At 72.5% G+C, this 18,759-nt stretch carries 19 protein-coding genes; 8 read left to right on the top strand and 11 right to left on the bottom strand.

The features are described from left to right. Window positions 1–49 precede the first annotated feature (49 nt). The 5 genes from ETU37_RS05950 to phoU form a co-directional block, all read right to left on the bottom strand. On the bottom strand, window positions 50–637 hold the full coding sequence (locus tag ETU37_RS05950; RefSeq protein ID WP_129986313.1) for a hypothetical protein: 588 nt from the start codon (window positions 635–637) through the stop codon (window positions 50–52). A gap of 35 nt (window positions 638–672) precedes the next feature. Continuing rightward, entirely contained in the window at window positions 673–2,835 is a 2,163-nt protein-coding gene (locus ETU37_RS05945) for a WXG100 family type VII secretion target (protein WP_129986312.1), read from the bottom strand. A 7-nt stretch (window positions 2,836–2,842) separates the two neighbouring features. Then, window positions 2,843–3,133, bottom strand: a complete 291-nt coding sequence (locus tag ETU37_RS05940; RefSeq protein WP_129986311.1) for a hypothetical protein — start codon at window positions 3,131–3,133, stop codon at window positions 2,843–2,845. Between the two features lie 94 nt (window positions 3,134–3,227). After that, window positions 3,228–4,046 carry a maleylpyruvate isomerase family mycothiol-dependent enzyme gene (locus ETU37_RS05935; protein ID WP_129986309.1) on the bottom strand — a complete coding sequence of 273 codons (819 nt, stop codon included), beginning with the start codon at window positions 4,044–4,046 and terminating at the stop codon, window positions 3,228–3,230. A gap of 49 nt (window positions 4,047–4,095) precedes the next feature. Continuing rightward, window positions 4,096–4,752: a phosphate signaling complex protein PhoU gene (phoU, locus tag ETU37_RS05930; RefSeq protein WP_129986307.1), complete on the bottom strand. Its 657-nt coding sequence runs from the start codon at window positions 4,750–4,752 to the stop codon at window positions 4,096–4,098. Between the two features lie 145 nt (window positions 4,753–4,897). Between phoU and ETU37_RS05925 the strand changes: the two genes are divergently transcribed. From ETU37_RS05925 to ETU37_RS05915, 3 genes are read left to right on the top strand one after another with little or no spacing between them, the layout of a single operon-like run. Then, window positions 4,898–6,085, top strand: coding sequence for a sensor histidine kinase (locus ETU37_RS05925; protein WP_129986305.1), 1,188 nt, complete (start codon window positions 4,898–4,900; stop codon window positions 6,083–6,085). Further along, window positions 6,082–6,759 carry a response regulator transcription factor gene (locus ETU37_RS05920; protein ID WP_129986303.1) on the top strand — a complete coding sequence of 226 codons (678 nt, stop codon included), beginning with the start codon at window positions 6,082–6,084 and terminating at the stop codon, window positions 6,757–6,759. Before ETU37_RS05925 ends, ETU37_RS05920 begins: the two co-directional genes overlap by 4 nt. Before the next feature lie 56 nt (window positions 6,760–6,815). Then, the gene (locus tag ETU37_RS05915) at window positions 6,816–7,718 is read left to right on the top strand and encodes a DMT family transporter (protein ID WP_240755563.1); all 903 of its coding nucleotides are present in this window, start codon (window positions 6,816–6,818) and stop codon (window positions 7,716–7,718) included. 9 nt (window positions 7,719–7,727) lie between these two features. Here the strand turns inward: ETU37_RS05915 and ETU37_RS05910 are convergent, their stop codons facing one another. Then, window positions 7,728–8,231 (bottom strand): type III secretion system chaperone family protein, encoded by a 504-nt coding sequence (locus ETU37_RS05910; protein WP_129986301.1) that lies wholly within the window; start codon window positions 8,229–8,231, stop codon window positions 7,728–7,730. A 5-nt stretch (window positions 8,232–8,236) separates the two neighbouring features. Next, a complete protein-coding gene (mshA, locus tag ETU37_RS05905) occupies window positions 8,237–9,520 on the bottom strand; it encodes a D-inositol-3-phosphate glycosyltransferase (RefSeq protein WP_129986299.1) in 1,284 nt (427 codons plus the stop codon). A 120-nt stretch (window positions 9,521–9,640) separates the two neighbouring features. Between mshA and ETU37_RS05900 the strand changes: the two genes are divergently transcribed. From ETU37_RS05900 to ETU37_RS05890, 3 genes are all read left to right on the top strand, one after another. Then, entirely contained in the window at window positions 9,641–10,465 is an 825-nt protein-coding gene (locus ETU37_RS05900) for a DUF72 domain-containing protein (protein ID WP_129986297.1), read from the top strand. 78 nt (window positions 10,466–10,543) lie between these two features. Continuing rightward, window positions 10,544–11,125 (top strand): RNA polymerase sigma factor, encoded by a 582-nt coding sequence (locus ETU37_RS05895; protein ID WP_129986295.1) that lies wholly within the window; start codon window positions 10,544–10,546, stop codon window positions 11,123–11,125. Between the two features lie 9 nt (window positions 11,126–11,134). Further along, window positions 11,135–11,926 carry a hypothetical protein gene (locus ETU37_RS05890; RefSeq protein ID WP_129986293.1) on the top strand — a complete coding sequence of 264 codons (792 nt, stop codon included), beginning with the start codon at window positions 11,135–11,137 and terminating at the stop codon, window positions 11,924–11,926. 4 nt (window positions 11,927–11,930) lie between these two features. Here ETU37_RS05890 and ETU37_RS05885 read toward each other — a convergent pair whose 3' ends face one another. Both ETU37_RS05885 and ETU37_RS05880 read right to left on the bottom strand, forming a co-directional pair. Continuing rightward, window positions 11,931–14,546 (bottom strand): AMP-binding protein, encoded by a 2,616-nt coding sequence (locus tag ETU37_RS05885; protein ID WP_129986291.1) that lies wholly within the window; start codon window positions 14,544–14,546, stop codon window positions 11,931–11,933. Between the two features lie 83 nt (window positions 14,547–14,629). Next, window positions 14,630–15,376, bottom strand: coding sequence for an SDR family oxidoreductase (locus tag ETU37_RS05880; protein ID WP_129986289.1), 747 nt, complete (start codon window positions 15,374–15,376; stop codon window positions 14,630–14,632). A gap of 106 nt (window positions 15,377–15,482) precedes the next feature. Here ETU37_RS05880 and ETU37_RS05875 point away from each other — a divergent pair, with 106 nt between their 5' ends. Further along, a complete protein-coding gene (locus ETU37_RS05875; RefSeq protein ID WP_129986287.1) occupies window positions 15,483–15,875 on the top strand; it encodes a hypothetical protein in 393 nt (130 codons plus the stop codon). Window positions 15,876–15,891: 16 nt separating this feature from the next. Here the strand turns inward: ETU37_RS05875 and ETU37_RS05870 are convergent, their stop codons facing one another. Beyond that, window positions 15,892–17,277 (bottom strand): protealysin inhibitor emfourin, encoded by a 1,386-nt coding sequence (locus ETU37_RS05870; protein WP_129986285.1) that lies wholly within the window; start codon window positions 17,275–17,277, stop codon window positions 15,892–15,894. 62 nt (window positions 17,278–17,339) lie between these two features. On the opposite strand from ETU37_RS05870, the gene ETU37_RS05865 reads away from it, so the two are divergent. Then, window positions 17,340–18,029: an aspartate/glutamate racemase family protein gene (locus tag ETU37_RS05865; protein WP_129986283.1), complete on the top strand. Its 690-nt coding sequence runs from the start codon at window positions 17,340–17,342 to the stop codon at window positions 18,027–18,029. 3 nt (window positions 18,030–18,032) lie between these two features. Here ETU37_RS05865 and ETU37_RS05860 read toward each other — a convergent pair whose 3' ends face one another. Continuing rightward, the gene (locus ETU37_RS05860) at window positions 18,033–18,680 is read right to left on the bottom strand and encodes a class I SAM-dependent methyltransferase (RefSeq protein ID WP_165372420.1); all 648 of its coding nucleotides are present in this window, start codon (window positions 18,678–18,680) and stop codon (window positions 18,033–18,035) included. Window positions 18,681–18,759: the final 79 nt, after the last annotated feature.

Here is an 18,759-nt window from a genome sequence, read left to right as displayed (position 1 = left end):
CAGGGTCGACCGGTTTTCCCGGTACGCCCCGGTGCGAGTGGATCTGCGCCTAGCCCTCGAGCTCCTGCACGACCTCGTCGATCTGCCGGGAGGTCGGGGTGCCGTCGCGCTGGGCGGCCGTGACGTACTGCGCGCGGCCGGTGTAGTCGTCCTCGACCCCGTGCTCGGACAGCCAGGCGTCGTAGCCGGGGATCCCCTCGGTCTCGCGGACCACCGTCAGTGCCACCTGCTCGCGCGCGGCCTCCCGGGTGCCCTCGGGGTCCCACTCGATCGCGTCGATCAGCCGGCCGGCGCGGGCCACCACCTCGGTGTCGCCGAGGTCGCCGATGCTCGCGCGGACGTAGCCGACGAGCGCGTCGACCGGCGCGAACCGCTGGTCGAGCCCGGCTCTGTCGTAGTCGTCGCCGGCGGGGAACGCCGCCTGGAGCGCCTCGGACCGATCGTCGTCGGAGAGGTCCGTCGCGGCGCAGTCGAGGGCGGCCGGCTCGGAGAAGATGGCGCGCAGCTCGTCGTCGGACCAGTCCGACGACCCCTCGACCGACAGCCCGGCGTCCTCGACGCAGGCGACGAAGTCCTCGTTGTCGAGGGCGGCGCCCGCGCCGGCGTCGCAGCCGGCGAGCAGGGCGGCTCCGGTCACCGCTGCAGCGGCGCCGAGGCGGAGTCGCGCCAGGGTCACTGCTCGTCCCGGCTCTCGTCGATCTTGGTGATGAGCCTGTCGATCTCGCGCCACGTGGGGCCGCCGCTCTCCTCGAGGTACTGGACGTAGAGGTTCACCGCACGGTCGTCGTCGCCGAGGTGCTCCTGCGCGACGTAGTCGTCGAACCCGAGCACCGTGACCGTCTCGCCGTTGCGCTCGTAGCTGTAGCCCTCGGGGGCGCCACCGTGCACCTGCGTGTAGATGCCGAACGCGAAGATCTCCTGGACGGCGTTCTTCGACATCGCGCTGTCGAGGTCCTTGTCGGCCTGCTCGAGCCTCTGGATCTCGCTGAGCAGCGCGTTGAAGACGCCGAGCGCCGGCCCGGTCAGCGGGGTCTTGGCTCCGGCCGAGATGAGGCTCTCCGCGACGGACTTGAGCACGCCGCCCCACTTGATGTCGTCGCCGAGCAGGTCCTCCTGCCGCATCAGCAGACCCAGGTTGACGGCGACCTGGTCGGGGTCGTCGCCGCGCTGGATCTGGTACGTCGTCATCGCCGCGATGAGGTCCTCGGGGTCGGTGCCGCTCTCGTCGATCAGGTCCTTGAACGTGCTCGCCGGGACGAAGCCGTCGCGCGCGTTGTTCATGTACCAGAGCGCCCACTCCGGGTCGTTCACGAGCGCATGGAGGTAGGGCTTGATCGGGTCGGTGTACTGGGAGTAGCTCGCGTTGGCGTAGCGGTGCTCGAGCATCTCCATGAGCAGGTCGGGACGCGCGCCGGCCGAGTGCTCCAGGGCGGCGAGGTGCCGGTCCTTGAGCTCGACGAGCATCTCGCCGTAGAGGTCGGCGATGTGCTGGTAGTCGTCCTCGTTCATCGTGCCGCCGTCGACCTGGACGTTGAGCAGGCGGAACATCATGTCGTCGCGGTGCGCCTTGTTGGCGTGCTCGAGGATGTCAGCGAGGTCGGCACCGGAGGAGTTCTCGTCCCACTGGCCGAGCATGTCGTTGTCGCCGTAGGCGTAGTTGAACACCTGCGGGAACAGCCCGGGCATGCCCATGCCGTCGTTCAGCGAGCCGTTGTAGACCTCGGAGTGGTAGGCGATGGCCGTCGCGTTGACCCGGCCGTCGGCGTACTCGGAGGAGGCGACCAGCGCCCACATCTTCGGGCCGTAGTCGGACTCCATGAAGCTCTCGATGAACGCCGCCATCTCCTCGTCGGAGCGCCGGCTGACGCCATGGGCGATCGCGTCGTTGAGCCTCTCAAGGGACGGCCAGATCTCCTCCATGACGAGGTCGGAGCTGGTCAGCCCGTCGTCGATCTGGAGGTAGAGGTCCTTGACCCCGTCGGCGCCGAGGGTGTCGACGAGGTGGTCGGCGTAGACGGGGTTGTCGGCGTTGTCGCCGATGGCGTCCATCGCCTCCCGGATGGCCTCCTGGTCGCCGTCCTCGAGCGCCTCCTGCAGCGCCTCGATGTCCTCCTCGGCCTGCTGCTGGATCTCCTCCACCGCGTCGTCGTGCTCGGCCTCCTTGAGGGCCGAGGTCAGGCTGAGCCCGCCGAGCAGCCCGGCGAGCGGATTGGTCTCCGACTCGCCCCTCTGCCACTTGTCGAGGGCGTCGGGGTCGATGGTCGCCGGGACCGCGGACGCGAGGGTACTGCCGAGGGCCCGGGTCTGCTGGGCGAGCCACATCTTGGTGTAGCCGAACGAGACCTCGAGGCCGTGCTGGGTCGACTGCTTGGTGCTCAGCGCGGCGCTCGCGCCGTTGCTGCGCATCTCGTCGAGCTCGTGGTTGAGCGTCATGTTGATCGTGCGGCCGTCGTCGATCCACTGCTGACGGGTCTGGGCGACGTGGTCCTGGTTGGCGTCGAGCGCCGACTGGTAGTCGGTCTCGGCCTGCTCCCACTTGTGGTTGAGGCCGGGGAGCTGGGCGAGGGCGTCGTCGTAGTCGTGGGCGAGGGAGCGGAGGTTCTCGATGGCGGGCTGCAGCTTGTCGTCGTAGCGGTCCATCAGGGTGCCGAGCCCGGTCATCTCGGCCTTGATGCTGGTGGCGGCGTCGCCCGTCCACGAGTCGCCGATCTCGCCGGGCGTGGCCTTGACCGTGCCGGCCTTGGTGTGGATGTGGTTCTTCAGCGTCGCCAGGTGGGTGGCGACGCCGCGCAGGCCGTCGGGGTCGATGTCCAGGGTGAAGTGCTTGTCGCTCATGCCGGCCTCAGAGCGTGGGGAGGTGGGCGTAGTCCTGGTCGAGCCGGGTCAGCTCCACCTCGAACGTGTTGGTGTTGCCGGCGATCACCGCGGCCGCGAGGCGGCAGATGTCGAGCGTCTGCTTCCAGCTGTACTCGAAGTCCGAGCTGCCGTCCGCGACGGAGCCGCTGAACTCCCCGCAGGCGCTCTGGATGCTCGAGCAGTGCCCCGTGATCGAGGACCGCGTGTTCGAGAACTCCTGGCTCAGGTCGTTGAACCGGTTCCTGATGCGTGCGGCGGCCTCCGCCGACATCCCCACGTCTCCCACAGTGCTCTCCCCCGTCGATGGTGTGCGTCCGAGTATCTCCAGGCTTGCTGCGGGTAAAACGTACCGAACCCGGCAGACCGACGCCTCAGGGAACCAGCCGCGAGGACAGGAAGGCGTCGACCCGCACGGCGTCCCCGCTCCGGTCGAGACGGTCGTACGGCGCCCGGTGCCACAGCGCCAGGTAGAGCGACGCCGCGGACCCGGACACCTGGTCGGCCTGCGGATGGCGCCGGTCGACGACGAGCGGTGGGCCGGTGCCCGGCGAGGGGTCCTCGCCGCTGCGCGGCTGCGCCGGCACGGGCGTCTCCTGCTCCGGCGCGTCCGGCCGCGGCGTGAGCGTCCAGGCACGGCCGGTGTCGTCGCACTGCAGCGTGAGCGGGGCGGTGAGGGCGGCCGGGTGGCCGCGGTCGTGCAGGCGCTTCATCATCACCCGGAGCACCTCGTCGATCCCGTCGGTCGCGACGTCGGCGGCGACCTGCTCCGTTCGACCGGCCGCCTGGACCAGGTCGACCCCGTGGATCGTGGTCTCGTGGAGCTGGCGGCGCCGCCAGAAGCCTGCGGTGCCGTCGCCGAAGGCGAAGTTCCACGCGGGCCTGTCCGGGTCGGTGGCACGCAGCACGCGGTACAGGTCCTCGGCCTTGCCGGCGTACCACTCGCTCACGACGCGCGCCTTGTGCGAACCGGGGTCGTCGCCCTGCGGACGCGCGAAGGCGCCGGTCTCGACGATCGTCGCCGCCCAGGCGTGCGTGTTGCCGAGGTGGACGACCAGGTCGCGGACGGTCCAGCCGGGACAGGCCGGGACGGGCGCCTGCAGGTCGGACTCGGCCACGTCGTCCGCGAAGCGGCCGGCCACGGCGGCGTACGCCGTGACGTAGTCGACGCCCATCGCAGTGCCGGATCTCACCACCCGCCCATCATGGCAGGACGGGGCGAGGGCCGGCGCAGGCGGCGGGTCAGCCCAGGTCGGCGGTGACCGTCTCGCCGGTGACCAGGTAGACCACCCGGCGGGCCAGGGAGACGGCGTGGTCGGCGATCCGCTCGTAGTAGCGGCCGAGCAGGGCGATGTCGACGGCCGGCTCGACGCCGTGCGCCCAGTCGTCGGCGAGCATGACGCGGAACGACGACCGCCGGAGCTGGTCCATCTCCTCGTCGCTCTCCTCCAGCGCCCGCGCGCCCTCGACGTCGCGCTCGGCGATGATCCCGGCCGCCTGGCCGACCATCCGCTCGGCGACGGCGGCCATCCGCTCGATCGTCGGGACGAGCTCACCCGGGATCGCGAGCTCGGGCACCCGCAGTCGCGCCACCTTGGCGACGTGCACGGACAGGTCGCCCATCCGCTCCAGGTCGGCCACCATGCGGAGGGTGGCCACGATCATCCGCAGGTCGCTGGCGACGGGCTGCTGCAGGGCGAGCAGCTCGAAGCACCGGGCCTCGATCTTCTCGCGGGCGGCGTCGACGTCGGCGTCGTCGGAGATGACACGCTCGGCCTTCTCGGCGTCGGCGGTCAGCAGGGCCGACGTGGAACGCGACACCGCGGTCTGCACCTCGTGGGTCATGGCCACGAGGTCGTCCACGATCGAGTCGAGCTGGTCGAAGTAGGCATCACGCATGCCATGAACGGTAGGTGCCCCGCCTGACGACAAGGTGACCAGTGGACGACGAGCCGTGAACGAAAGGTGAACAGTCGACGAAAGCGCAGGTCAGGGGCGGTCGCGGAGGCGAACACCAGGCGACGGGGGCCGTACGATCGAGGACGTGGACCCCACGTCGCAGGCGCTGCTCTTCGCGGCGCTCGGTGCCGTGCTGGGCGCCGGGGTGGTGCTCGCGTGGCGCTTCTCGGACAGCCAGCTGACCACCGTCCCGCCGCAGCCCGAGCCGGCCGTGCCCGCCGGTGTCGCCACCGTGCTGGGCGTGCTGCGCTCCAGTGCGCTCGTCGTCGACGAGGACGACCGGGTGGTCAAGGCGTCCGCCCCGGCCTACGTCATGGGGCTGGTCAGCGGCGACACCCTGCACTCCCCCGAGCTCGCCGACCTGGTCCGGCAGGTACGCCGCGACGGGCAGATCCGCGAGACGGAGCTGCTCATGCAGAGGGGCCGGTCCGGACCACCCGCGCACGTGACCGCACGGGTGGCGCCACTGTCCAGTCGGCTGGTGCTCGCCCTCGTCGAGGACCGCACCCGCGAGCGCCGGGTCGAGGCGATCCGCCGCGACTTCGTCGCCAACGTGTCGCACGAGCTGAAGACGCCGGTCGGCGCGCTGACCCTGCTCGCCGAGGCCGTCGAGGACGCCGCCGACGACCCCGAGGCGGTCACCCGCTTCGCCGGCCGGATGCAGACCGAGAGCGCGCGGCTCAACCGGCTGGTGCAGCAGATCATCGAGCTCTCCCGGCTGCAGGGCGACGACCCGCTCGACGACCCGCAGCCGGTCGACGTCGACAAGGTGGTCGTGCGCGCCATCGACCAGAGCGCGATCGACGCCCAGTCACGGCGGATCGACGTGGTCCAGGACGGCGAGCGCGGGCTGGAGATCCTCGGCAACGTCGACGAGGTGGCACTCGCACTGGGCAACCTCGTCTCCAACGCGGTGGCCTACTCGCCCGACGGCAGCACCGTGGTCGTCTCCGCGCGACCGGACGCGACCCGGGTGGACCTGAGCGTGACCGACCAGGGCATCGGCATCCCCGCCGACGAGATCGACCGGATCTTCGAGCGCTTCTACCGGGTCGACCCCGCGCGGCACCGCTCCACCGGCGGCACCGGCCTCGGCCTGTCGATCGTCAAGCACGTCGCGGCCTCCCACGGCGGCGACGTCCGCGTCTGGTCCGTCGAGGGCCAGGGGTCGACGTTCACCCTCGAGCTGCCCCGCCGTACCACCGGGTCGCCGGCCGCCGCCGGCCCCGACATCCCCGAGACGAACGACAGGAACAAGGAGAGCACCCCGTGACCCGAGTGCTGGTCGTGGAGGACGAGGAGTCCTACAGCGACGCGTTGGCCTACATGCTCCGCAAGGAGGGCTTCGAGGTCTCGCTCGCCAACACCGGCCCCGACGCGCTGACGGAGTTCGAGAAGACCGGGGCGGACATCGTGCTGCTCGACCTGATGCTGCCCGGGCTGCCCGGCACCGAGGTGTGCCGGCGGATCCGGCAGGTCTCCAACGTCCCGGTGATCATGGTGAGCGCCAAGGACTCCGAGGTCGACAAGGTCGTCGGGCTCGAGCTCGGCGCCGACGACTACGTCACCAAGCCCTACGCACCCCGCGAGCTCGTCGCCCGCATCCGCGCCGTCCTGCGCCGCGGGCAGGAGGTCGAGCTCGCGCCGCCGTCGCTCGAGGCCGGCCCGGTGCGGATGGACGTCGAGCGGCACGTCGTCACCGTCAACGGCGAGGACACCAAGCTGCCGCTCAAGGAGTTCGAGCTGCTCGAGATGTTCCTGCGCAACCCCGGGCGGGTGCTCACCCGGGGGCAGCTGATCGACCGGGTGTGGGGCTCGGACTACGTGGGCGACACCAAGACCCTCGACGTGCACGTGAAGCGGCTGCGGGCCAAGATCGAGCCCGACCCCGCCGCCCCCACGTACCTCGTGACCGTGCGCGGTCTCGGCTACAAGCTGGAGGCCTGAGGGCGGGTCCCACCACCGGGTCCGCAGCTGTCGGCGGTCTCGCCTAGCGTGAGGTCGTGACCGAGAAGAGCCCCGTCCTCCCGCTGGTGGCTGTCGGCGTCACGCTCGTGTTCTGGGCGTCGGCGTTCGTCGCGATCCGGCACCTGGGCGACCACGTCGGGCCGGGCGCGCTCTCCCTCGGGCGGCTGGCCGTGGGGTCGCTGTCCCTGGGCGCCGTCCTGCTCGCCCGCCGCGGGTGGGTGCGACCGCGGCGCGCCGACTGGTTCCGGCTCGTCGTGATCGGGCTGCTGTGGTTCGGGGTCTACAACGTCGCGCTCAACGCGGGCGAGCGCCGGGTCGACGCCGGCACCGCCGCCATGCTGATCCAGCTGTCGCCGGTGCTGATCGCGGTGCTGGCCGTGCTGTTCCTGCGCGAGCGGTCCACGCCGTACCTCTGGATCGGCCTCGTGGTGGCCTTCGGCGGCGTCGCCGTGATCAGCCTCAGCACGTCGCCCGGCGGCGACCGCGACGTCCTCGGCGTGCTGCTGTGCCTGCTCTCGGCTGCGGTCTACGCCGTCAGCGTGATCTTCCAGAAGCCGCTGATGGGGCGGCTGCCGGCGATCGAGGTGACATGGGTGGCCTGCACGATCGGCGCGGCCGCCTGCCTGCCGTTCGCTCCTGCCCTGGCGTCCGACCTCGGCGGGATGACCGCGGCCGACGTCGGCTGGGTGGTCTACCTCGGCGTGTTCCCGACCGCGATCGCGTTCACCACCTACGCCTTCGCGCTGACCCACATGAGCGCGAGCAGCCTCGGGGTGACGACGTACCTCGTCCCGCCGATCACCGTGGTGATGGCGTGGCTGCTGCTGGGCGAGACGCCGCCGGCCCTGGCGTACGTCGGGGGCGCGCTGTGCCTGGTGGGCGTGGCGCTGGCCAGGAGGAAGCCGCGGAGCCGCGACCCGCGCCCGGTCCCGGCCTGAGCGAGTGGGTCAGGACGGCTCGTCGGCGGGGCGGAGCGCCTGGAACGCCTCGAGGTTCTTGGTGGACTCGCCGCGGGCGAGCCGCCACTCCCACTCCTTGCGGATCGAGGAGGCGAAGCCGAGCTCGAGGATCGTGTTGAACGACTCGTCGGAGTAGGTCAGGACGGCGCCGAGCAGCCGGTCGACCTCGTCGGGCGTGACGGTCGAGAGCGGGAGCCGGCCGTCGAGGTAGATGTCGCCCATGTGGTCGAGGGCGAACCCGACGCCGAACATCTTCAGGTTGCGCTCGAGCAGCCAGCGGTAGACCCGCTCGTGGTTCTCGTCCGGGCGGCGGGCGACGAAGGCGTGCACGCCGAGGGCGTGGGCACCGACGTCGAGCCGCACGGGGGTCTGCAGCTTGCGCTCGCCGGGGAGCACCACCGTGAACACGCCGTCCGAGATCTCCTGCCACTCCAGCTCGCTGGCGCCGAGGGTGCGGCGGACCGTCTCGACCGCCTGCTGCTGCTCCGTCACCGGGGTCACCCGGCGACGCGGGCGAGGTCGTCGCGCATCGCGCGGACGGCCTGCCGGTAGACGTCGACCGTGCGCTCGGCGGTGCGTTCCCAGGCGAAGTCGCGGGCCTGGACCAGCGCGCCGGCGGCGAGCTCGTCGCGGAGCCCGGGCTCGTCGACGACGCGGCGCATCGCGCGGGCGTAGTCCTCGGGGTCGTGGCTGGCGACGAGGAGACCGGAGCGGCCGTCGCGCACGACGGTGGTGAGCCCGCCGACCGCGGCCGCGACGACCGGGGTGCCGGCGGCCTGGGCCTCGACGGCGACGAGGCCGAAGCTCTCGTTGTACGACGGGACGCAGACCAGCGTGGCGGCGGAGTACCAGTCCGCGAGGGTCGACTGCGCGACGGGCGGCACGAACCGCACGACGTCGGCGATGCCGAGGGCGTCCGCGAGCTGCGCGAGCGACTCGGGGTGCTCCAGCCCGCTGCCCGACGGGCCACCGACGACGGGGACGACGAGCCGGCGGCGCAGGGCTGGATCGCGCTCGAGCATCAGGCGCACGGCGCGCAGCAGGATGTCGGGGGCCTTGAGCGGCTGGATGCGGCCGGCGAACATCAGCACGACCGCGTCCTCAGGCAGCCCGAGCCGGGCGCGGGCGCCGGTGGTCGGGTGGAACACGTCGAGGTCGACGCCGGGGTGCACGACCTCGACCCGGGAGGAGTCGGCGTCGTAGAGGTTGATCAGCTGCTTCGCCTCGTCCTCGGTGTTGGCGATGAGCATGTCGGCGGCCTCGACCACCTGCTCCTCCCCGATCACCCGGCCGTCGGGCTCGGGTGTGTCGCCCTCGGCGAGGGAGGCGTTCTTGACCTTGGCCATGGTGTGCATGGAGTGCGCCAGCGGCACGCCCCACCGGTCGCGCACGAGCGCGCCGACCTGGCCGGAGAGCCAGTAGTGGGAGTGGATGACGTCGTACCAGCCGAGCTCGTGCTGGGCCTCGGCGCGCAGCACCTCGCGGGCGAACACGCACAGCTGGCCGGGCAGCTCGCCCTTCGTGAGTCCCTCGAACGGTCCGGCGTGCACGTGGCGGACGGAGACCCCGTCGTACGCCCGGACGACCGGCGGCAGCGACGACGACGTGGCCCGGGTGTAGATCTCGACCTCGATGTTGCGGGCCGCGAGCCGCTTGGCGAGCTCGAGGACGTAGACGTTCATGCCCCCGGCGTCGCCGGTGCCGGGCTGGTCGAGCGGTGAGGTGTGCAGGCTGATCATCGCCACGCGACCGTGCTCACGGCGTTCCGCCGACTGCGCCATGCACTGCTCCTGAAGTGTCCGGGACCTGGTCCACCCGGGAGAACCCTCGCCGATCCTGGCCTATTCCCCGGCGGCCGGGAGCTGACGTCCATCACTCAGGCATAGATCTACCCTCGTCGGGTGGGTCGCATTCACGTCGGGATCTCCGGATGGACCTACGCCGCCTGGCGCGGCGACTTCTACCCGACCGGCCTGCGGCAGAAGGACGAGCTGGCGTACGCCGCCGAGCGGCTGACCAGCATCGAGATCAACGGCTCGTTCTACGCCCTGCAACGGCCGTCGTCGTACGCCGCCTGGCGGGACCAGGTGCCGGACGACTTCGTGTTCGCGGTCAAGGGCGGCCGGTTCATCACCCACCTCAAGAAGCTGGTCGACGTCGAGACCCCGCTGGCCAACTTCTTCGCCTCGGGAGTGCTCGCGCTCGGCGCCAAGACCGGTCCCTTCCTCTGGCAGCTGCCGCCGAACCTCGGGTACGACGCGGACCGGCTGGCCGGCTTCTTCGACCTGCTGCCTCGTACGGCGAAGCAGGCCGCCGCACTCGCGTCGGGTCACGACGCCAAGGTCCCCGACGACCGGGCGCTCACCACCGTGACGGCCGACCTGCCGCTGCGGCACGCCCTCGAGGTCCGGCACGGGTCGTTCGAGGAGCGGGCCGACGACCTGGTCGCCCTGCTCCGCGAGCACGACGTGGCGCTGGTCGTGGCGGACACGGCCGGTCGCTGGCCACGGCTGGAGACCGTCACCTCCGACCACGTCTACGTGCGGCTGCACGGCGACCTGGAGCTCTACACGAGCGGCTACACCGCGAAGGCGCTGGACTCGTGGGCCGCGAAGATGCGGCGCTGGGCGGACGACGGGCGCGCCGTGTTTGCCTACTTCGACAACGACGCCAAGGGCTTCGCGCCGCACGACGCGATGGCCCTCCTCGAGCGCGTCGGCCGCTGAGCGTCGCGCTCGGGGGTTGACCCGGTCCGGGAGGGAGCACGTAGCCTGCCGGGCAGTCTCGGGAGTGGCGGGAGGGTCATGCCGGAGTTCGCGTCACTGCTGCGCGCGGCGAGGAACGGTGACGAGGCTGCCTTCGTGCAGCTGTTCCGGTCCGTGCAGCCGGCGCTGCTGCGCTACCTGACGGCGCTGGGCGGGCCGGTGGCCGAGGACGCGGCGGCGGAGACCTGGGTCTGCGTCGTGCGCGACCTGCACCGGTTCGAGGGCGACGAGGACGGGTGGCGGGCCTGGGTGTTCACGATCGGGCACGCGCGGCTGCGCGACGCACAGCGCAAGGAGTACCGCGCCCCACTCCCCGTGGACGCGCACGCCGAGCTCGTCGACCGGCCGGCACCGGACGACGTGCCCGAGGCCGTCGGCGAGCTGGTCACGACCGAGGCGGCGCTGCGCCTGGTGGCGTCGCTGCCCCGCGACCAGGCGGAGGCGGTCCTGCTGCGGCACGTCGCGGGCCTCGACGTGCCGACGACCGCGCAGGTGCTGGGCAAGCGCCCCGGCGCCGTACGGGTGGCCGTCCACCGGGGGCTGAAGCGGCTCGCCTCGGTCCTCGGCGAGCGGCGGGCGCCGGACGGGTGTAACGCGTTGACGACGACGAACGATGACTGAGGTGACATGGTGAGCCAGCCGCCCGACGAGACCCCCGAGCAGGACCCCCGGGTCCGTGCTCTGCTCGCTGCTGCCGCGGCGCCGACCGAACCCGGTCCGCTGCCCGGCGAGCAGGAGGCGCTGGCTGCCTTCCGTGAAGCCCACTCCCGCAGGAGGTTCTCGATGCCCTCGTCCCTGTCCCCCGTCCGCGCCGCCGTCGCCGCCGGCCTCGGCGCCGGTGTGCTGCTCGCCGCCGGTGTCGGCGGCGCCGCCGCCGGCGTGCTGCCCGGCGCCGCCCAGGACACCGCCCGGACCTGGCTGGACACCGTCGGTGTCGAGGTCCCCGGCCCGAACGCCCACAGCGCCGGCCACGCCGACCAGCGCGGCCGCTCCGCCGAGGCCGGAACGCCCGAGGAGGACGCCACCACCGAGACCGACGTGACCGAGACCGAGGCCGAGGAGACCACGGAGCCTGCCGGAACCGCGGAGAGCACCGAGAAGGAGCTGCCGGAGGCGTCCGAGCACGGCCAGACCGTCTCGGAGACCGCGCGCAGCACCGAGGCCGAGGGCGCCGACAAGGGCGCCGAGATCTCGGGCCTGGCCTCCGAGGGCCGGAGCACCGAACGTCGTGCGCACGCCGGCAGCGGTGACGAGGCCGACGACGCCGACGAGACCACCACGGACGAGGACACCGACGCCGAGACGTCGGACGAGGCCGACGGGACCGAGGACTCCGACGACGCTGCTGCCGGCGCGCAGGGCGGGGCGACCGCCGATGCCGCCAGCGGCGGCCGCGCCCAGGGCGGCGAGCGCCGCCCCTGAGCTCTCAGACCTGGGACGCGCGGGCCCTCGGCTTCGGCCGGGGGCCCGCGTGCGTGCCGAGCAGGTTGCCGGCGCGCGAGGCGACCTTCCAGAACACGATCCCGGCCAGCAGGCTCAGCAGCGTCGCGAGCAGGGGGGCGTCGTCCTCGAGGTGCGGGTAGACCTGCCAGTGCGCGAGGTAGATGTACAGCGACGCCGACGCCAGGACCGCCGCCGCACGCGCGACGACGTCGGGCACCCGGACCGACGAGAGCCACACGAGCAGCAGCACGCCGGCGACGACGACCGCCTCGCGCGGGCCGTCCTCGAAGAAGCCCGGCACGCTGGCGACCGCGACCGCCGAGACGAGCAGGCGGTGCCGCAGCCGGGTCGCCTTGACGGTGGCCCAGCCGAGCGCGAACAGCCAGAAAACCACGGTGCCGCGGTGGATCTCGTCACCGGCGGAGAGCTCGACGACGTCGTACCGCGTGAGCAGCCCGGCCAGGGCGAGGCCGAACGGCAGCCAGAAGGACCACCGCCGCTCGACCCCGTCGAACCACGGCACTGCGAGGCAGCCGGCGAGCGCGACGAGGGTCCAGACGAGCACCTCGACGAACCAATACCACCAGGCCGGCTCCGTCCAGGACGTCGGGCCGAGCACCCCGTTGAGCAGGAGCACGTTGCGCCAGCCGATGTCGCCGGTCAGCAGGGCGACGCCGGCGAGCCACACGGCCGCGGGTACGGCGATCCGGGCGACGCTGCCGAGGACGTGCCGGACGCGCTCGCGGCGCGGGGCGTCGGTGAGGTGGAAGCGGCCGAAGTTGAAGCCGGCCACGGCGAGCAGGACGTGCGCGCCGCCGACGGCGACGAAGAGGTTGGCGTGGGTGCCGACGATCATCACGATCGCCAGCGCCCGCAGGAGCACGTTGGTCTCCAACGTGCGGCCGCGGCGGGCCGGCGTCGCCGGTCGGCCGGCGAGCTCGCCGACGGGCGTGGTGTGCCAGCCGGCCGGCAGCGTGCCGAGGGCGGCTTCGACACGGATCGAGGCCTCGACGTAGGACAGCGAGTCGCCGCCGAGGCCGACGAAGGTGTCGGCGTCGGTGACGTCGCGGCCGAGCACCTCCGCCAGGGCGGCGCGCAGCGCGGCGCTCCGGTCGTCCCGGCCTCCGCCCGGTGCGGCCGGGTCCGCCGTCGTGGCGGCGCGGGCCCCGCTGCCGGCGAGGGCGACGAGCGTGCGGTAGTCGGTCTTGCCCGACGGCAGGCGCGGCACCTCGGGCAGCGCCAGCACGTCCACGGCCGTGCGCGGCAGGCCGACGGCCTCCTTGGCGACCGCCCGCAGCTCCTCGGGGTCGGCCGGCCGCGCCGACGCGTCCACCCCGAGCAGCAGCCGGTCGCCGAGGTCGGCGACGTGGACCACGTGCCCGCGGTCGCCGTACAGGCGCTCGACCTCGTCGAGGTCGACGCGGACGCCGAACACCTTGGCGAACCGGCTGCGCCGGCCGACGACCTCGAGCATCCCGTCGGGGCGGCGACGCGCGACGTCGCCGGTGCGCAGCTCGTGCACCTCGCGCCCGCGCGCGAGGTCGCCCGGGCCGGTGGCGTAGCCGAGCATGACGTTGTCGCCGCGGTAGACGAGCTCGCCGACGGTGAGGTCGCCGTCGCGGGCGCTCAGTGGCCGCTCCGGGACGGGCTCGAGCCGGAACGAGCCGCCCGGCACCGGGACGCCGATCGCGCCGGCTGAGGCGACGGCGAGGTCGGGCGGCAGGTAGGCCATCCGGGCGGTGGCCTCGGTCTGGCCGTACATGACGAAGAGGTCCCAGCCGCGCTCCTGGCCGGCCTCGGCGTACGCGCGGACGCGCTCGGGGGCGAGCCGGCCACCCGCCTGCGTGACGTAGCGCAGCGAGGGCAGGTCCATCCCGGCGAAGCCGACGCGGTCGAGCAAGTCGAAGGTGTAGGGCACCCCGGCGAACGAGGAGACCCGGTGCGCCCGGACCGCCTCCCAGAAGCAGGCGTCGACCACGGACAGGTCGGTGAGGAAGAGCGTGGCGCCCGCGGCGAGATGGCTGTTCACCACGCTCAGGCCGTAGCAGTAGTGCAGCGGCAGAGTGGTCGCGGCGACGTCGGTGCGCCGGATGCCGAGGTACGACGCGATCGCGCCGGCGTTGCTGGCCAGGTTGGTGTGCGAGAGGCGCACCAGCTTGGGGCTGCCGGTGGATCCCGAGGTGGACAGCAGCAGCGCGAGGTCGGGGTGCAGGTCGTGCCGGGTGCCGGGGCGGCGCTCGTGGAGGCCGTCACCGTCGAGGACGACGTCGGGGTCGTAGGCGGCGACCACCGCGTCGACGTGGCCGGCGTTGTCGCCGGGAAGCAGCAGCACGGGGTGGCCGCCGGCCAGGGCGGCGACGTAGCCGACCAGCGTGTCGAGGTCGTTGCCGCCCGCCAGCAGCACCAGCCGTCGCGTGGGGCCGAGCCGGTCGGCGAGCGCGTCGACCCGGTCGGCGAGGTCGGCGTAGCTGAGCGTGCCCCCGTCGGCGGCGTCGGTGACGACGGCGGGGTGGTGCCCGTGACGACGCAGGTCGGCCCAGAAGCGGCCGGTCTGCTCGGGCGCGCGCGGGACCGCGGGCGCGGCGGGGAGGGTCGTCACCGCAGGATGGTATTAGGTAAGCCTTACCTATGCCAATGTGCGTTGGACCACCCACGCCGCCGATGGCGCGGTCCGCGGTGCGGTCAGTCGAAGACGCGGTGCACCTTGTGCTGCGCCGCCTGGGCGCGCGGCCGGATCACCAGCTCGTCCACGTTGACGTGCGGCGGCCGGGTGACCACCCAGCCGATCGCGTCGGCGATGTCCTCGGCGACCAGCGGCTCCGCCACCCCGGCGTACACCGCCTCCGCCTTGTCCTCGTCCCCGTCGAAGCGGACCGACGCGAACTCCTCCGTCTTCACCATGCCGGGCGCGATCTCGCTGATCCGCACCGGCTGGTCCCACAGCTCGAGCCGGAGCGTCTCGGTGACCACCTGGGTGCCGTGCTTGGCGGCCGTGTAGCCGGCGCCGCCCTCGTAGGCGATCCGCCCGGCCGTCGACCCGACGTTGACGATCACGCCGGCGCCCGACGCGATCAGCGCGGGCAGCAGCGCCTTGGTGACCTGCATGAGGCCGATGACGTTGACCTCGTACATGCGGCGCCACTGGTCGGCGTCGGCCGTCGCGACGGGGTCGGCACCGAACGCGCCGCCGGCGTTGTTGACCAGCACGTCGAGCCGCGGGCCGACCGCCTCCGCGAGCGCCGCGACCTGGGCCTCGTCGGTGACGTCGCAGCGGATCGCCGTACCCCCGATCTCGGCGGCGAGGCCCTGGATCCGGTCCTCGCGCCGGGCGGCGCACCAGACGTGGAAGCCCTCGGCGGCCAGGCGGCGGGCGGTGGCGGCACCGATGCCGCTGCTGGCTCCGGTCACGACGGCGGTGGGAGTCGACATGTCCCCATCATCGCCCGGGGCCTGTCCGGCTTGTCCGAGAGGTCCGTCCGGGCGGCCGGTCCAGCCTGGTGCTGCCAAGCGGAGCGTGACGGGGCACACTACGCCCATGCGATCGAGCAAGTGGGCGTCTCTCGTGGCGGTCGTCGGCGGTCTGACGTGGGTCGCGTCGGCCGTCCTGGGCTGGGGCGACGAGCCGGAGCCGTACTCCTACCTGGCCGGCCTGGCCCTCATGCTGCTCGCGCTCGCGTTCGCCGGGTACGCCCTGGTCTCGACCGCCCCGGTGTGGCTGCGGGCGATCGTCGCGGTGGCCACGCCGGCGCTCGGCTACATGATCTGGCTGTCGGTCGAAGCGCTCGGCACGACCTACGTCCTGGTGGTGCTGGCCGGCGTGGTGCTGATCGTGGCCGGCGCCATCGGCCTGGGGCGGACCGCCGGGGCCGACCCCGTCTCCGGCGGCGAACCGGAGCCTCCGGTGCGCGGCCGTCGCGCCGCCCGCTGACCCAGGCTCCCGCGAGTCAGCGGTCGAGGAGCAGCGTCGCCAGCTCGGCCAGCTCGGGCGTCAGGTCCTGCTCGCCGAGCATCACCTCGCGGCCGTCGACCGCGAACGTGTAGACGTAGCGGTCGGGCTGCGCCGGTGAACCGGGCGCTCCCGCGAGCTGCTGCAGGTCGATCCGCGACAGCAGCCGCTCGAGGTCGGCACTGCGCGGGTCGTCGCCGAGATGCGCCTCGGCCTGCTCCGTGCGGCCCACGATCCCGCCGCTGCGCGTGACGACGACGAGTCCTCCGCCATCAGCGGGCGGGGACGAGGGCGACGTCCCGGATCCGGCGCCTCCGGGGACGAGGGCTCCGACCGGGACACCCACCTCCGTCCAGGCGCCGGCGACGGCGGCGCGCGCCTCGTCGGACACCTGGGCCGCCGCGGTCACGGTGGCGTCGGCGAACGTGGCGAAGTCGGTGTCGGGCCTCAGGCCCGAGGTGAGGGCGGCGTACCAGACCTGGCCGGCGGCCTCCCAGGCGTTGCCGCCGAGCGCGACGGCGGCGAGGTGGAAGGCGCGGTTGGGGATGCCGGAGTTGATGTGGACGCCGCCGTTGTCCTGGTTGGTCTCGACGTAGTCGGCCATCGAGCCGACCTGCGGGTCCTTCCCGAGGACCGGGTCGTCGTAGGCCGTGCCCGGCTCCTTCATCGACCTCAGCGCGTCGCCCTGCACGGACGGGAGGAACAGGCCTTCGCCGATCAGCCACTCCGCGGCCTGGGAAGTCTGCCCGAGCAGCCTCTGCTTGAGGCACGCGGCGAACACGTCGGAGACCGACTCGTTGAGCGCGCCGGGCTGGCCCTGGTAGACGAGGCCGGCGGTGTGCTCGGTGACGGCGTGGGTGAACTCGTGCCCCAGCACGTCGATGGGCTTGGTGAACCGCGTGAACACCTTGCCGTCGCCGTCGCCGAACACGAGCTGCTGGCCGTCCCAGAACGCGTTGTTGTAGCTGCGGCCGTAGTGGACGGTGGCGACGACGGGAGCGCCGCGGTCGTCGTACGACGAGCGGGAGTACTCCTCGGCGAACAGCGCCAGCGACTCCTTGACCCCCGCCCATGCCTCGTCGACGGCGGCGTCGCCGGTCTCGTCCTCGGCCGCGCCGCGCACCTGCTGTCCCGGCAGGGTGGTGCCGTTGCCGGCGCTGAACACGGCGAAGGCGCCGTCGACCGGGACCATCGGGGCGGCCGTCGCGGGCCGCCCCGAGAGGGCGACGAGGTGGCGTCGCTCGCGTAGCTCGGCGTCGATCGCCAGCGTGCCGCGGCAGCAGCCGCCGACCGCGTCGTCGGGGTGCATGGCGGCCACCCGCTCGAGGAGGTACGGCGGGAGGAAGGAGCAGCGGACGACGGGGCGGCGGGTGCGCGAGGCCATGCGAGGAGCCTCGCGGAGGCCACCGACAGAAGTAAAGGAACATGCTGTGCGAGGATCGGCGCGTGCTGACCATCGGCCTCGTCGGAGGCATGAGCTGGGAGAGCAGCCTGGAGTACTACCGGCTGCTCAACACGGGCATCGAGGACCGGCTGGGCGGCCTGCACTCCGCCAAGGTCGTGCTGTCGTCGATCGAGTTCGCGGAGCTGACCGAGCTGCAGCGCCGCGACGACTGGGACGAGGCCGGCGCGCTGCTGGCGCAGGCCGCGCGTGGCGTGCAGGCCGCGGGCGCCGACCTGGTGCTGATGTGCACCACGTCGTTCCACGTCGTGGCCGACCAGGTCGAGGCCGCGGTCGACGTGCCGTTCGTGCACCTGGGCGACGTGGTCGCCGAGGCCGCCAAGGCGCAGGGGCTGACCAAGGTCGGGCTGATCGGCACGGCGTTCACGATGAGCCGGTCGTTCTTCACCGACCGGATCGCCTCCCACGGCGTCGAGGTGGTCGTGCCCGAGGAGCGGCACCACGAGACGGTCAACCGGATCGTGTACGACGAGCTCGTGCACGGCAAGGTGCTCGACAAGAGCCGCGCCACGGTCGTCGAGCTCATCGACGAGCTCTGGGACGCCGGCGCGCAGGGCGTCATCCTCGGTTGCACCGAGCTGGAGCTGCTCGTGAAGCAGGCCGACTCGGACCTGCCGGTGTTCCCGTGCACGACGCTGCACGTCCAGGCGGTCCTCGACCGCGCGCTGGCCTGACAGTCAGGCGTCCCGCTGCCCGCCGGGGAGCAACGCCCGCGTTCGCTTCAGGATCTCGGTGAACTCGCCTTCGCGTGCGAGTGCCGCCGCCATACGCACGCGGCCGATCGTCTCGGCCCGGGTGCGCCGCTCGACAAAGCGCTGCTCGGACCAGTCACGATCGGCGTTCTCGGCTGTCTTACGGAAGGCCACGGTTCGGCCGGACCACTGGTGAACCACCTCCCAGCCCGGCTCTGCCTTGAGGAAGTCACGGAGAACACGCCCCGTCCAGACGTGCACGTCGTCGACGATCAGCCACCCGCCCACCCGAAGGTTCGTTCGGACGTAGAACCAGTCGATGAACACCTGGGGGAACGAGTGCGACCCATCGATGAGGTAGCAGTCGATCTCGCCGACGTCCAGAGTCGGCAACGCGCGCTCCGAGAAGTCGATGACGAAGCGCACCTGCGTCGTATCGACACCGTTGTCCGCACAGAACGCCCGGATCCGCTGCTCCTCCTCGGCGTTCGGCACGATGACGAGATGGTCCGAGCCCGTCATGGCGAACGCGATCGTGCTCAGGCCCGACCCAGTCTCGAGTGTGCGCCACCCGGGCTGCACGGTCGACTCGATGAACTCGAGCGCCGGCCGGATGAGGCCGTGCGTGATCACACCCTCCCCTGGGTCCCATCCGTGAATCAGCGGTGGGTGATCAAGGACCTGACGAACGGACGTGATGGTTGTCCCGGAG

Source organism: Nocardioides iriomotensis, assembly GCF_004168035.1.
Lineage (GTDB): Bacteria > Actinomycetota > Actinomycetes > Propionibacteriales > Nocardioidaceae > Nocardioides_B > Nocardioides_B iriomotensis.
The sequence above is the reverse complement of the archived record's forward strand: the minus strand, read 5'-3'. Positions and strand labels throughout refer to the sequence as shown.

Coding starts and splice junctions, on each gene's coding strand:
- ETU37_RS05945 (WP_129986312.1), bottom strand. CDS start 2,835: ATGAGCGACAAGCACTTCACCCTGGACATCGACCCCGACGGCCTGCGC.
- phoU (WP_129986307.1), bottom strand. CDS start 4,752: ATGCGTGATGCCTACTTCGACCAGCTCGACTCGATCGTGGACGACCTC.
- mshA (WP_129986299.1), bottom strand. CDS start 9,520: ATGGCGCAGTCGGCGGAACGCCGTGAGCACGGTCGCGTGGCGATGATC.
- ETU37_RS05895 (WP_129986295.1), top strand. CDS start 10,544: ATGCCGGAGTTCGCGTCACTGCTGCGCGCGGCGAGGAACGGTGACGAG.
- ETU37_RS05880 (WP_129986289.1), bottom strand. CDS start 15,376: ATGTCGACTCCCACCGCCGTCGTGACCGGAGCCAGCAGCGGCATCGGT.
- ETU37_RS05875 (WP_129986287.1), top strand. CDS start 15,483: ATGCGATCGAGCAAGTGGGCGTCTCTCGTGGCGGTCGTCGGCGGTCTG.
- ETU37_RS05870 (WP_129986285.1), bottom strand. CDS start 17,277: ATGGCCTCGCGCACCCGCCGCCCCGTCGTCCGCTGCTCCTTCCTCCCG.